Annotated in this window: 11 protein-coding genes; 7 read left to right on the top strand and 4 right to left on the bottom strand. The window is 54.4% G+C overall.

What is annotated here, in order from left to right; translation table 11 throughout:
- The first annotated feature begins 13 nt into the window (after positions 1 to 13).
- From H8K47_RS10030 to H8K47_RS10020, 3 genes are all read left to right on the top strand, one after another.
- A complete protein-coding gene (locus tag H8K47_RS10030; RefSeq protein ID WP_186881269.1) occupies positions 14 to 979 on the top strand; it encodes an N-acetylglucosamine kinase in 966 nt (321 codons plus the stop codon).
- On the top strand, positions 976 to 1,773 hold the full coding sequence (locus tag H8K47_RS10025) for an N-acetylmuramoyl-L-alanine amidase (protein WP_230410188.1): 798 nt from the start codon (positions 976 to 978) through the stop codon (positions 1,771 to 1,773). The genes H8K47_RS10030 and H8K47_RS10025 overlap by 4 nt, the downstream gene beginning before the upstream one ends.
- Positions 1,774 to 2,070: 297 nt before the next feature.
- The gene (locus H8K47_RS10020; RefSeq protein ID WP_186881268.1) at positions 2,071 to 2,268 is read left to right on the top strand and encodes a hypothetical protein; all 198 of its coding nucleotides are present in this window, start codon (positions 2,071 to 2,073) and stop codon (positions 2,266 to 2,268) included.
- 47 nt (positions 2,269 to 2,315) lie between these two features.
- On the opposite strand, the gene H8K47_RS10015 is transcribed toward H8K47_RS10020, so the two are convergent.
- From H8K47_RS10015 to H8K47_RS10005, 3 genes are all read right to left on the bottom strand, one after another.
- Positions 2,316 to 3,179 (bottom strand): HDOD domain-containing protein, encoded by an 864-nt coding sequence (locus H8K47_RS10015; RefSeq protein WP_186881267.1) that lies wholly within the window; start codon positions 3,177 to 3,179, stop codon positions 2,316 to 2,318.
- Between the two features lie 287 nt (positions 3,180 to 3,466).
- The gene (locus H8K47_RS10010) at positions 3,467 to 3,937 is read right to left on the bottom strand and encodes a CreA family protein (RefSeq protein ID WP_186881266.1); all 471 of its coding nucleotides are present in this window, start codon (positions 3,935 to 3,937) and stop codon (positions 3,467 to 3,469) included.
- Positions 3,938 to 4,038: 101 nt separating this feature from the next.
- A complete protein-coding gene (locus H8K47_RS10005) occupies positions 4,039 to 5,502 on the bottom strand; it encodes an APC family permease (protein ID WP_408057891.1) in 1,464 nt (487 codons plus the stop codon).
- Positions 5,503 to 5,838: 336 nt separating this feature from the next.
- On the opposite strand from H8K47_RS10005, the gene H8K47_RS10000 reads away from it, so the two are divergent.
- The 4 genes from H8K47_RS10000 to H8K47_RS09985 all read left to right on the top strand — a co-directional run bounded on the left by H8K47_RS10000 (position 5,839) and on the right by H8K47_RS09985 (position 12,605).
- Positions 5,839 to 6,153 (top strand): DUF2946 family protein, encoded by a 315-nt coding sequence (locus H8K47_RS10000; protein ID WP_230410187.1) that lies wholly within the window; start codon positions 5,839 to 5,841, stop codon positions 6,151 to 6,153.
- 150 nt (positions 6,154 to 6,303) lie between these two features.
- The gene (locus H8K47_RS09995) at positions 6,304 to 8,616 is read left to right on the top strand and encodes a TonB-dependent receptor (RefSeq protein WP_186881264.1); all 2,313 of its coding nucleotides are present in this window, start codon (positions 6,304 to 6,306) and stop codon (positions 8,614 to 8,616) included.
- Positions 8,617 to 8,783: 167 nt separating this feature from the next.
- A complete protein-coding gene (locus H8K47_RS09990) occupies positions 8,784 to 11,105 on the top strand; it encodes a TonB-dependent receptor (protein WP_186881263.1) in 2,322 nt (773 codons plus the stop codon).
- A 66-nt stretch (positions 11,106 to 11,171) separates the two neighbouring features.
- Positions 11,172 to 12,605 (top strand): PepSY-associated TM helix domain-containing protein, encoded by a 1,434-nt coding sequence (locus tag H8K47_RS09985; protein ID WP_186881262.1) that lies wholly within the window; start codon positions 11,172 to 11,174, stop codon positions 12,603 to 12,605.
- A 69-nt stretch (positions 12,606 to 12,674) separates the two neighbouring features.
- On the opposite strand, the gene H8K47_RS09980 is transcribed toward H8K47_RS09985, so the two are convergent.
- Positions 12,675 to 14,351, bottom strand: coding sequence for a M28 family peptidase (locus H8K47_RS09980; RefSeq protein WP_186881261.1), 1,677 nt, complete (start codon positions 14,349 to 14,351; stop codon positions 12,675 to 12,677).
- Positions 14,352 to 14,392 lie beyond the last annotated feature (41 nt).

The following is a 14,392-nucleotide window of genomic DNA, read 5'->3' as shown; positions in this document are numbered from 1 at the left end:
AATTAACTCATCCATGAAATCAGAACACGTCCCACCTGACATCACCGAAGCCTGCAGCCAGAAAAGCTATGTACCTGTGCAACTGGGCTTGGGTATCGATACGGGTGGAACGCAAACGCGCTGGGCACTCGCAACGGCAAGACAGGAAATTATCGCCAGCGGTACCGCCGAAGGGCTCAGTGCGCTGCAAATGAATTCACGGGATGGCAAAGCCGCGTTTCAACAAATTTTTGGTGGTCTGTCCGCTACTGCACGCATCCATGGTGAATTGAGAACCGTGAAAGCGGGTATCACTGGCTTTGGCGGTGACGCCAATGTGCTGCTGCTGATGCTGGCAAAAATTTTCGATCTGCCAGAACAGCACATTTCTGTCGGTAATGATATAGAAATCGCCTACCTCGATATTTTTTCTCCTGGCAGTGGTTACCTGATTTATGCAGGAACCGGTTCGATTGCGGCCTACATCGACCCGGAGGGCCAGTTACATCGTGCCGGTGGCCGTGGTTATCTGCTCGATGATGGTGGCAGCGGTTTCTGGATCGCACGTGAAGCATTGCGCCATGTCTGGCGCATCGAAGACGAACAACCCGGGTACTGGAAACAGTCGCCGCTGGCACGTAATCTGTTTCATATGATCGGAGCGCATGACTGGAACAGTTCCAAGGAATTCGTCTATCATCGCAGTCGCGGTGACATCGGCAAGCTGGCCTTAGCGGTTGCGGCGGCTGCTCAGCAGGATCAGGTCGCAGCAGATATATTGTGGCGCGCCGGTCAGGAGCTGGCCAGACTGGGTATGTCCATGTGTGCCAGATATGGCAATAAGCCTGTCGTGCTCAGTGGACGCGTGCAGGAATTGCACCCCATGATCGTCGAATCACTGCGCAAACATTTACCGTCAGAAGTCAGTCTGCGCCAAAGCACTTGCCAGGCCCATTTTTCAGCGGCGCGGCTGGCGGCTAAACATTTACATACTTTATGATGAAAAGAATCTCACTTGCCACACTCGCTCTTGCAGTCTTAAGCGCCTGTACCACTCCCATGCCCAGACAGGATATAGAGCGCAGCATCTCTGCCGTGAGCCAGGAGCCACGGGTGCAATTCCTGATCCTGCATTACACCGCAATTGATGAGCCGGCCTCACTGCGCGTACTGAGTCAGCAAGGTGTCAGCGCCCACTATCTGGTTGGCGATCGCAGCCCGGTCAAAGTCTGGCAATTAGTGGATGAAAGCCGCATGGCCTATCACGCAGGCCTGAGTGAATGGAAGGGCAATAGCAAACTCAATCCCAGCTCTGTCGGCATAGAGATCGTCAACTTCGGCTATAAAGATACGCCCGAAGGACGGGTCTATTACCCTTTCCCGCAGGAGCAGATAGACCGCGTGATCGCACTGTCCAAAGACATCGTGCAGCGTTATCAGATCCGGCCAGAATATGTGCTCGGCCATTCAGATATCGCACCACAACGCAAGTCTGATCCGGGCCCGCTGTTTCCATGGAAGCAGTTTGCCGCTGCAGGTCTGATTCCCTGGCCTGACGCCAACGAAGTGACACGTTTGAGTGAGCAGTATCAGGCGCAAATGCCTGAGATTAAATGGTTTCAGCAAAAACTCGCCAAAATCGGCTATGCCATCCCTCAGCATGGCAATCTGGACGAAGCCACTAAAAATGTGCTGATCGCCTTTCAGTCCAAATACCGCCCTAATAAATTCGATGGCTATCCGGATGCAGAAACCGCAGCCATCATCGATGCCCTGCTGCTGAAGCTCAAGTAAGACCTGTCCGCTCACCAGCCTGCGCACGGCTGGTGACGCCATCTGACCGTACTCCACACCTCGTCTTATCTGCCTGCTTATCACAGGATTTTGCCATCTGTTCCGCACAAACGGCAGTTAGTCGCACCAGCCTTTCATGCCACTCAGTTGCTGCTACAGTGACCGTACCAGCCACACACTTTGAAAGGAAATATCATGCAACTCACAGACAAAATGGATAGCCTGCTATTGGCCAGCATCGCAGTGATCGCTGTGCTGAATTTTGTACAGCAATTGTTAGCCTGAGCGGAGCCACACATGTTGGGATTTCTGATCTGGCTCACCCTGTTCGTGATCTGCTGGCCACTGGCACTGCTCGCCCTGTTGTTGTATCCGGTGTGCTGGCTCATCACACTGCCATTCCGCCTACTCGGGATTGCGGTTGATGGGGTTTTTGAATTACTGCGTGCTATCGTCATGCTGCCGGCACGCATCCTGGGTGGTGGCAGGCGTTAGAAGGCAGCTTTAAGCTACCTGCCAGCACGTCACGGGCAGCTCTGCACTCAATGCACGTGATTGAAAATCTCGTGTAATTCTTCGAAATGGTCTTCCAGTTCATCATGCGACAAACCCAGGAATTCGCAGGCCAGGCGGCCGCCCTTGTCCCATTCGGCCAGGTTTTCACGGCCGTGGTATTTGTGGATACTGAATTCAGCAACCAGGCATAAGGCAATCAGACTGCGTACGGAGTCGTCAGTAGCCGCATCGGTCAACACCTGATAATCATGATGCAGCAGGATGGCAGAAGAGACCTGCTCAGGCAAGCCCCAGGTTCTGGCCATCAGGGCACCAATCGAGGTGTGGCTGGTGTTGTGCTTTTCCTGTTCAACATCAGTGAACTTCACATCGGCCACTTCATTCGCGATATCCAGCGTGTTCTGATAGTCAGGAAAACGTTCCAGCAACAAGGGAATACCAATGTCGCAAAATAAACCAAAGGTATGCGCCAGATCCGGCTGGCTGACCCGCATACGACAGGCCAAATGGGTCATCGCCTGTGCGCGTTTAGACGAAAAATCCCAGAACTTGACCAAATTCACATTCTCAACCTGTACGCTTTGCCGCGCGATGATCCCCGTCATCAACAAACCACACTGACGCAAACCCAGCAACTGTACTGCATGCTCAACCGAGCCTGCCTTCAGACGCAAGCCAAAAAAAGGAGAATTGGTCAGTTTCAGCAGAGAAGCAGACATGGCCACATCATTGGCGATGATCGCAGCCAGGCGGCGCGGGCTGGGGTCCACATTCGCCAGTTCAAGCTGCACATCTGCCAGCAAACTGGGACGAGGTGGTATCCGTATCGTTTTGATCAGTGCGTCAACTGACTGCTCATTCGCTACGGATAATTGGGTTGTTGAAGTCATGGTAACGCGAGATGGGATCAAACTGAGCGTTTCTGCCCTGTCTGTGTAGGGTCAGGCGCAAGCTAACACGCATTCTAAACCAAACATTACTATCCGGAAATGGAAATAACAGAAAAATCCTGTAATCAGCCAGAGTTAAGCCGAATCAGGCAGCACGAGCAGCTTGCCCCCTGTTAAACCGAGTTCCGGATATGCGGCACATTCTGTCACCCGCCCTTACGCTCTGTTGGCAGACAAAACGGAGCATGCCCTCCTAGAGCGGGTGACGCGGCTACTGTGCGATTTATTTACTTGAGCGGAATCGTGATACTGCGCTCTACTGGCACCGCAGTCACACTGTTTTTAGGCGAACCATCGATCAGCTTGTCCGAATAAGTCAGATAAACCAGCGCATTACGCTTCTGGTCCACCATACGCACGATTCTTAACTTTTTAAACAGAATAGACAGGCTTTGATTGAAGACTTCTTCCTGTTGCTTAAGTGGGCCAGGGAAGCTGATAGGACCGACCTGACGGCAAGCAATCGACGCTTCGGCCTTATCTTCCGCAAACCCCAAACCGCCTGAAATACCGCCAGTCTTGGCACGCGATACATAGCAAGTCACGCCGTTGACCTTGGGATCATCATAGGCTTCCACCACCACCTTATGATCAGGGCCGATCAGTTTGAATGCAGTATCGACACTACCTACCGTTTCGGCTTGTGCCAGCATGGTGTGACCAGCAAGGGCTGCCATGACTATCCATTGAGCTTTCATATTTATCGTCCTGATGAAATTGAGGCTGGGGATCAAAGAAATTAGAAAAAATTAAAAAAGGAGGAAAGCCTGCTTTCCTCCCTCTTATATTGCGTAGTCGCTTATTTATTCAAGCGGGAATGCTGGCGACTGTATAAAAAATAAACACTCAGCGCAACCAGCATCCAGATAAAAAATACCTTAAAGGTCGCCGGTGACAGGTCTTTGAGGATGTACAGGCAGGCAAATATGCTCAGACCCGGTATCAGGTATGGGCCAAATGGCACGCGAAAACCGGCATTGTCCTGCCCTATCTTTTTAGCACGGATCACAGGTATCGCGGCCGAGACCACGATGAAGGCAACCAGGGTCCCCATACTCACCATATCCCACAGGAAGGTTGCATCGACCAAGCCAGCCACAATACCGACTACCAGACAGACCAGCACCGTGTTGACGACCGGTGCGCGTGTGACCGGATTGACGACCTGAAACGAGGCTGGAATCAGACCATCTTTAGAAATCGCAAACAAGATACGGCTTTGGCCATAGATAGTCACCAGTGTCACACTGAACACAGAAATCACCGCACCCGCCGATAAAATCAAAGCAGGCCAGCTCTTGCCAGTCACGTTTTGCAAAATCACAGCCAAGCCAGCTTCCTGCCCTTCAAACATATGTGCGGGTTGCGCGCCAACGGCAGCCACCGCCACCAGCATGTAAAACACGGTCACCACCAGCAGCGCCAGCATAATCCCCAGCGGGACATTGCGCTTAGGATCTTTGACTTCCGCACCAGCCGTCGCCACGGTATCAAGGCCAATAAACGAGAAAAACACGGTACCGGCTGCTGCTGTCACACCAGCCATACCGGCCAGGCCCTTGCTGTTATCGGTATTAAAAAAAGGCGTGAAATGCTCAGCCTGGAAACCGGTAAATGCGATTACAGAAAAAAATACCAGGATCACCAGTTTAATCATCACCATCACTGCGTTGACGGTCGCTGACTCTTTAGCACCGCGCAATAACAGGAAACAGCAAATGATCACCAGTATCACGGGTGGCAAATTGAACTGCCCGACATGAATTTCTGCTCCCTGCGGACCAGCCACGATCATGGGCGAACGCAAGGCCGCCGGAATATGCCAGCCCAGTGCATTTTCCAGAAAATTATTCAGATAAGCCGACCAGCCGATCGCGGTCGCGCTGGCCGCCAAACCGTATTCCAGCAACAAACAAGCCGCCACCACAAAGGCGGCAAATTCACCGACCGTGGCATAAGCAAACGAATACGAAGAACCGGAAGCCGGAATCCTGGCCGACAGTTCTGAATAGCATAAAGCGGTCAGCCCGGCCGTCAGCGCAGCGATCAGAAAAGACAGAATGACCGATGGTCCGGCCTTAGGTACGGCCTCCACCATCGTAAAGAAAATCCCGGTACCGATGGTGGCACCCACGCCTATCATGGTGAGTGCAAACAAACCCAGCGAGCGATGTAAAGTATGTTGCGACTGGCCTTCCACAATAATTTCTGGCGCGTCCACCGGACGGGTGCGCATTAACTGCTGAAAAAAGTTTCTCAAAATAATTCCTTGTGCAGAAAGCCTAACGGGTGCAGCCAGCCTGCGTTCAAGGACGGGATGGTGCACCGGAATATGTCATGCGTATGACGGTAAAAGCGCCATCATAGCCGCAAAACTCCCGGCGATGATGTGTCAGGTAGGCGATATCGCCATACAAAATGCGTTTTTTACGACAAACCCTGCAAGCTGTCTGTGCGTGTGCTGCTGCAGAACAAAGTTTTGCATCAATTCTCAATACGGCTACAGCCAGCTCCTGCGCATCGGTGTTAGAATCCGCACTCTATGAGCCGCCTGTCCATATCACCCCGTTTGTTTCACCTTCTGGTGCGCACAGTACTGATGTTTTATGTACTGACGCTGGGTGTCGCCATGGCTGCGACTTTAGTCAAAACAGAGACCGGCTCACTGATCTGTACCAGCACGGGCTACAAAATGATCAGCGTGAAAGGCGAACCGGAGAGTGGGGGCGGTAATTCCCATATCCTGGACTGCCCCTTATGCGTCGCCAGTGGCTTGCCGCCAACCGTGCTCGATACCGCAGACTGGCAGGCACCACATGCCTTGTCGTATGCCACACTATCCATCCCGGCTGCCAGACTGGCAGCTATCGTTTCTGCCCCGCTACCCGCGCGCGGCCCACCTTCTGACTGTTGAACATGAGTGTTAATCCGGTATGCCTGGCTGCGCGGTGATACGTCACGCGCCAGCCTGGCTGATTGCCTTGCCCAGTCCTGATTGCTGAGCCTCAGCCGCATGCATACCGCCTAAGTACCCTGGTACTGCTTTTGTTTATTTGTCTGAATCATGCAAAATTCTTTTTTTCGTGTGCGTTTCAACGCACGCCGTGCGACCCTGGTCGCTGCCATCGCTGCCGCCTTTCCAGCCTTGCCAACTTATGCGCTGGCTTTATCCGCTGAAGCGGATGCCAAGTCCTCTCAAGTCGTGGTACAGGGCGACAGACCTTCATCCTTGCCAACCGAAATTCCAACCACGATTGAAGGCATACAAGCCAAAGAAATTGAACGCAATATCAATGCCATTGATGCTGAAGATGCGCTGAAATATCTGCCTAGTCTGTTAGTACGCAAACGCTATGTCGGTGACTATAACCATGCGGTACTGGCGACCCGTGCCTCCGGCACTGGTAACAGCGCACGCTCTATGGTGTATGCCGATGGGATCTTGCTGTCGAATTTACTCGGCAACGGTGCGACATTTACACCACGCTGGGGCCTGGTAACGCCGGAAGAAATCGAGCGGGTCGATGTGCTGTACGGCCCCTTCTCTGCAGCCTATCCGGGTAATTCTGTCGGTGCCGTGGTGGATTACCGTACCCGTATGCCTAAGGCCTTTGAGGCACATGCCAAAGTTCTGGGCTTCAGCGAAAATTTTCAATTGTATGGTACAGACAAGACCTATAGCGGAAAACAACTGAGCGCCAGTCTGGGTAACCGTCAGGGTGATTTTTCCTGGTGGCTGAATCTGAATCAGCTCGATAGCGATGGTCATCCGATTGCGTTTACCAATAAGCTGATGTCAGTTGGCGTCACCAGCTCTGCTGGTAAAGCAGTCAGTGGCGCGATCGCCGGTAAAAACCCACAGAATCAGGACTGGTGGATACTCGGCGCGACCGGGCAGTACCACACCATCCAGGACCATGCCAAAGTGAAACTGGCCTATGACTTCAGCCCGACGCTGCATGCAGCCTACACCTTTGGCTACTGGCGCAATAAGATGGACAGCGGTGTAGAGAGCTATTTGCGCGATGCCAGCGGCAATCCTGTCTATAGCGGCGATGTGAATATCAACGGTAAAAAATACACGCTGAGCGCCACCGATATATCCAATAGCCAAAACCGGCTGGAACATCTGAGCCATGGCCTGAATCTGAAAAGCAGCAGCAAAGGCGTGTTCGACTGGGAAGTGGCGGCCAGCCTGTATGACTACAATAAAGATATCGCGCGCTCACCACTGGTCGCCATTCCAGTGGCTGACAGCGGTGGCGCGGGTCGCATCACAGACCAATCTGGCACCGGCTGGAATACCCTGGCACTGAAAGGTATCTGGCGTCCGAATACCCAGCATACGGTGGAATTCGGCTATCAACGCGAAGCCTATCACCTGAAAACCCTGGTGTCGGATACCGGCAACTGGATCGCTGGCAACGCTGACAAACAATTCTCAGCCTTCCGTGGCGACACCAACCTGCAAAGTCTGTATGCGCAGGATGCCTGGCGCATCAGTCCACACTGGAAAACCATACTCGGTGCACGCTTTGAACAATGGAAGGCAGATAATGGCGCGCTGGCCAATGCCAGCACCACGCTGAATTTCGCCTCCCGCTCGGAAAACTTTGTATCTCCAAAAGCCGCTATCGCCTACGCCAGCGGTGGCGACTGGACCTACAAGGCATCGCTGGGCCGTGCAGTGCGTATGCCTACTGTTTCTGAGCTGTATCAAGGAACGATTTCGAATACCACCATCGTCAACAACGATCCGAATCTGAAACCGGAAAAATCCTGGACCACAGAATGGAGCGCAGAACGCAGCCTGCATGATGGCCGTGGCTTATTGCGCACGACCCTGTTCCACGAGCGTACCAGCGATGCGCTGTATTCCCAGACCAATACCCTGGTCACGCCGAATGTCACCAACATCCAAAACGTAGACGACATCCGTACCACCGGATTGGAAATCGCATTTGCCGATAATGATGTGCTGCTGCCGGGTCTGGACATCTCCGCCAGCCTGACCTATGCCGATTCCGTGATCGTACGCAATGACAAATTCCCGGCCAGCGTCAACAAGCGCCAGCCGCGGGTGCCGGAATGGCGCGCGAATCTCTTGCTCAGTTACCGCGTCACTGACAAATTCAGCAGCTCACTCGGTATCCGCTACAGCGGCAAGCAATACAGCGCGCTCGACAACAGCGATGTCAACGCGTTTACCTATTTCGGATTCTCCGACTTTCTGGTGGCCGACCTGCGCTTACGCTATCAGGTCGCACGCCAGTGGAGTGCAGCGATTGGGATAGACAATCTGAACAATAAAAAATACTGGGCCTTCCATCCCTACACGCAACGCAGCGTCGTTGCGGAACTGAAGTTCGACTTCTGACGTGTAGCAACCTGACTACCGGGTGTCGTCAGGTTTTTGGAAACCCTGGGCCTGTAAACATTTAAATTGCGAGATGCGTAATTTGAATGTTAACAGGCCCTAGATATGCGGCTTTCCAGCCTGTTTACGGCTGGAAGGCACATGTCCGTTCAGACTATCAAATCAACATGAAACAACATACTTTCAACACGTCCCCCATGCTGTACGCGCTCTGCGGCGTCAGCGGACTCATCTTCAGCGGCAGCGCACTGGCGCAAGGCGTCGCCACCGAACAAATGCAAAGCGTCACCATAGGCGCAGTGCGTGCGCCGCTGGCAGCCCATTTACCGAATACCCTGGCAACGCTGAGTGACGAAGAACTGCGCGCTCAGCAAAACATATTTAATCCGGAAGATGCGCTGCGCACCATGCCAAATACCGGCATCCGCAAACGCTATAGCGGGGATCGCAATGCGCTGATCAGCGGGCGCAGCTTCGGCAGCACCCAGGCAGCACGCGCACTGGTGCTGATGGATGGCTATCTGCTGTCGAATTTTCTGGGGCGCTTCGATGCACCACGCTGGAATATGCTGGCACCTGAAGACCTGGAGCGCGTCGATATGCTGTATGGTCCCTATTCAGCTATTTTTCCGGGTAATGCTATCGGCAGCACCGTCATCATGACGACGCGCAAACCCAGTAAGCTGGAAGCCTCGGCGCGGATCGCGGTGCAATCAGAAGACTATCGTGATTATGGACACAGCGAAACCTTTACCAATACCCAGACCACGTTCAGGCTGGGAGACAAACTGGCGTCCGGACTATGGTATCGCTTACTGGTGAACCACCAGGACTCAACCGGTCACCCTATGCAGTATTACGCCCTCAATGCAGCCGCCGATGGCAGCTTCAGCAAACCGGCTGGCGTCAAGCCGGTAACAGCGGTCAACGGTATTCAATATGATCTGGCACCAACCGGACAGCGTCGTGCCGTGTTCGGTGCGAATAGCGGTGCGATTGACCATACTGTACAAACCACGGCCAAACTGAGCTGGGGTGCGGATCTCAGCCCGGTACTGACGCTCGATGGCATGCTGGCCTGGTGGTATAACGACAGTGCGAGCCGGAACCGCAGCTTTTTGAAAGATGCGCAAGGCAACAGCATCTGGTCGGGCCGGGTCAGTCAGGATGGCAATGTGTTTGATGTACCGGCCAACGCATTCGCGCCCTCCAACCGCCAGGAAAATAATCTGCAAGCAGGACTGACGCTGAAAACGCGTTACCGTGAAGGCTGGAATCAGTCCCTGGTCGCCAGCCAATACCAATTACTCAAAGACGTACAACGCACCGCCGCACAGGCAGATCCGCTGGCCGTGAATGGTGGCAGCGGAACCGCCACCGTGCGTGACGGCACCCGCTTCCGCACCATGGAATATCAGGCGACCTACACGCCAGTCGCGAATGACTGGGGGCGTGGTCAGCATGCACTAAGTCTGGGGCTGCATGCCAACGACTATCACCTGCAACAGAATACCCAGAATCTGAGCGACTGGCGTATTGGCCAGAGTCAGCCTGCGCAATCGGTCGGTGGCGACACCCGTTTGCTCGCGCTGTATCTGCAGGATGCCTGGCGTTTCGCACCGGACTGGAAAGCAACAGCGGGTCTGCGCTACGAAGACTGGCAAGCCAGCCACGGCAATCAGGAAATCAAACCGCTGCCCGCAGTCAGCTATGCCGACCGTCATCTGCAGGCATGGTCGCCAAAATTCTCACTGAGCTGGGAAGCGACTGATGACTTGAGCCTGCGCGCATCGCTGGGACGCGGTACCCGTTTTGCTACCGTGGCCGAGCTGTTCCAAGGTTCGCAATCCGGCAATACACTGGTGGTGAATGATCCCTACTTACGTCCGGAACGTTCGGATGCGGCTGAACTGGTGCTGGAAAAACGTCTGCATCAGGCCAACCTGCGCCTATCGCTGTATCAGGATAAGGTGCGCGATAGCATCTGGAGTCAGACCAATGTGCTGGTATTCCCGAATATCACCAACGTACAAAATGTCGGTCTGGTACGCACCCGTGGCATCGAGCTGGCTGGCGATGTACACGACTGGCTGATCCCGCATCTGGACTTGAATGCTAACCTGGCCTGGAATCAGTCACGCATACTGGAGAACGAACGCTTTCCTGCTTCGGTAGGAAAAAACTGGGTACGGATACCGGACTGGCGCGCCAATATCACACTGGCCTATCAATGGAATGCGCAATGGAATATGGCCGGCAGCTATCGCTATTCAGGACGTCAATACAATGAACTGACCAATAGCGACATCATTCCGGATACCTATGGTGGTTCGTCGCGCATACGCCAGCTGGATCTGCGCTTGCGCTTCCGTCCGGCCAAAGCTGTGGAACTGGCTGCCGGTATTGATAATGTGGGCAACCAGCTCGCCTATCAATATCACCCGCTGCCAGGCCGCAGTCTGTTTGCTGAAATACGCTATAGCTACTGATGTGATCGATGTAGCGGCCAGCGCGATTGAGCACAGGCCGCTACGCGCTATTTTTCGGAGACTCTCATGAACACGCACTCCCCTGCCCGCCATGCCACCAGCGCGGTATTACACCGGCTGTTCTGGCGTCTACATTTCTGGTCAGGCTTACTGACTGCGCCTATTGTGCTGCTGGCAGCACTGACCGGAATACTGTATATCTTTACGCCACAAATCGAAGCGCTGCGCCATGCAGAGCTGGATCGCGTGGCTCAGATACGTTTGCCATTGCCACTCGATCAGCAGCTCGCAGCAGCGCGGGCCGCCGTGCCTGGCTTACCGGTCAAAGCCATCGTACCAGCCTATACGCCAGGTGAAACCAGTCTGGTTTTATTCGGTGAACAAAAAATGCGCGGCATGCCAAAAGCGGCCGCCGCAAATCCCGCAACAGCTAGCCATCAGATGCATCAGCATGCTGATCCACATGCCAGCCATCCGGGTGCCGGCCCAGGTGCTGCATCTGCCACCAGCAGCACTGAGCATCACAGCGCAGCGAAGGAAATCACCAGCTATGTAGATCCCGGCACAGCGACCGTACAAGGCAATTTGCCGGATGCGGAGCGCTTTAAGAACTGGTCGCGCAAGCTGCATTCCAGTCTGCTGCAAGGCGATGGCTGGCGCTGGCTGATTGAGCTCGGTGCCAGCTGGATGCTGATCATGATGCTGACCGGTTTCTATCTGTGGTGGCCACGTGGCCGCACTGGCTGGCGCAAGGCCTTACTGCCGGCAGCCAATAAACAGGCAGGCCATAGCCGCGCCAGCTGGCGCTACTGGCATAGCATCAGCAGCGTGTTGTTGGCGCTGTTCACACTGACGATATTACTGACCGGGCTGACCTGGTCCAAATATACCGGTGAAAATTTCCGCGCTCTGCAAAACGCAACCGGGCAAGCCACGCCTAAGCCGCCGCGTGATCTGGCCTCGGTCATCAATGAGGGACAGCAGCCTCTCAGCGCAGAACAGATCTACATCCTGGCAAAAGCACAGGCACCCGCAATCCGTCTGCGCATGACTCCGCCGAACCATGCGGGCGGTGTATGGCGTATAGAAAATGAAGATCGCAGTCAGCCTGAAAAACGCTTTCAGCTAGTGCTGGATGCCTATAGCGGACAGCGGCTATATTATGCGGGTTGGGATCAATTACCCCTGCTGTCCAAAGCAACCGCCGTTGGCATTCCGTTTCATCGTGGCGAGTTCGGCTGGTGGAATCAGGCGCTGTTACTGGCGATAGGATGCAGCGCAATTTTTTCTGTGTTATCTGGCTATGTGATGTGGTGGCAGCGCCGCCGTCCTGCCAGCGTCTCGGCACCTGCGCTAAAGAGCAGCCACGTACGCGCACTGCCATGGTGGCTGGTTCTGGTCGCAGCGATCCTTGCCTACAGCATGCCGGTGTTCGGCATCAGCCTGTTGCTCATGTTGCTGATTGAAGCCAGTGTCTTACTGCTCCGCCCTCAGCACTAAGACCTGAGTGCAGAGCGTTAAACACTGAGGTCAGGCCCTAGCCTGGCCTCAGCGCTGATGAAGCAGTATTCACTGACGCGGAATTTTTCCAAACGCCTCACCGCGATTCCAGACCGGCATGGTCGGCGCATTGCCGACTTCCTGCCCCAGCCTCAGTGTAAACAGAGCTTGCTGCAGCATGCCGCTCAGGTCCCAGTCCGCATGATAAACATCGCGTACGGTGTGGTAATCCTGTTTGAAATCGCGCATTTTTTTCAGATAGCTGTCGGCTGGCGTTTTATCAAAGTCAAAATGCCCATCACCCGAAAATACCGCAGAGCCGACATTGAACGCCGGGATACCGGCGCGTGCAAAATTAAAGTGATCAGCACGGAAATACGCACCGCCCAGATCAGGCACTGTCGGTGCGATACGCAGCTTCATCGCCTTCGCCACTTTAACAGCGCTGTGATACAGGCTGCTGCGCTCACTGCCCGCTATACCTATGTCTTTGGTCGCAGCCACAAAATTCATACTATCCAGATTCAGATCAGCAGCCGTTTTTGCCAGCGGCCACGGTGCCTGCTGCACATAGGCTGCGCTGCCCAACAAATACTGGTCTTCGGCAGCTGGCCACAGGAAAATCTGAGTACGCCGGGTTGGCTGGCGCACAGCGAGCCTTGCCATTTCGAGTAAGGCGGCGCTGCCGGATGCATTATCGACTGCGCCATTCCAGATCTGTTTTTTTCCATTGGCATCGGTCTCTATACCCAGATGATCCCAGTGCGCCGAGTAAATCACCGCCTCTGATTTCAACACAGGATCTGTCCCTGGCACCATGCCCAATACATTGTACTGCCTTACCTGGCGCACTTGATTGTGCACCTCCACCTGTGCCGTCGCTTTCAGCGCGACCGGCTGAAAATCGCGACGCTCGGCTTGTTGGCGTAATTGATCCAGATCCTGACCGGCTGCCGCGAACAAACGGCGCGCTGCTTCTTCCTGTATCCAGCCTTCGAGCGGATTGCCCATGCCAGGAGAGCTAAAGCGTTCGTGGCTGAAACTGGTTTGCGGCACATTCCAGCCATAGGCCGCCGAGGCATTGGTATGGATCAGTAACACCCCGGCCGCGCCCTGGCGGGCAGCTTCTTCGAATTTATACGTCCAGCGGCCATAATAGGTCAATGCCGCGCCGCCAAAGCGATTTGGCTCCGCTGCAGTGGGCTGCGGATCATTGACCATCATCACCAGCAATTTGCCTTTGACATCGGTCTGCTTGAAATCATCCCAGTTTTCTTCGGGTGCACGGATGCCATAGCCGACAAACAGCAATGGGGCAGAGAAGCTGACTTGCTGACGGCCACCGGAAGAGCCAAATACGACCTCTTTACCCAACACGGGTGTCCATTCTTGGCCGCCAGCAGAAAAGTGTATCTGACTGCCCGTCAGGGTCTGGCTGCCTATGATATCGACGGCCTGACGATAGCCCTGCACTTTATCACCCGGCAGCACCTGCAAGCCGATCAGCGCGGCCTGAGTTTCCAGATAGCGCACGGCCAAATCACCGCCACGCTGACCGGTACCCCGGCCTTCCAGCAAATCATCGGCCAGAAAAGATAAATGAGCACGTAAATGGGTTTCGCTCAATGCTGCGCCAGCATGCGTTGTCGTGTTCGTCGCAGTGCGGGCGGGTGCGGCGAGCGCCTGCTGACTGGCACTGCCCAACAGACAGGTGGAAGCCAGCAACAGCGCCAGCGAGCGGGTCATTATTTTTGTTGAAGTCATAGCTTGGATGAATAAGCCCGGCC

The organism is Cognatundibacterium rugosum (assembly GCF_014284365.1).
GTDB lineage: Bacteria > Pseudomonadota > Gammaproteobacteria > Burkholderiales > Burkholderiaceae_D > Undibacterium > Undibacterium rugosum.
The sequence above is the reverse complement of the archived record's forward strand: the minus strand, read 5'-3'. Positions and strand labels throughout refer to the sequence as shown.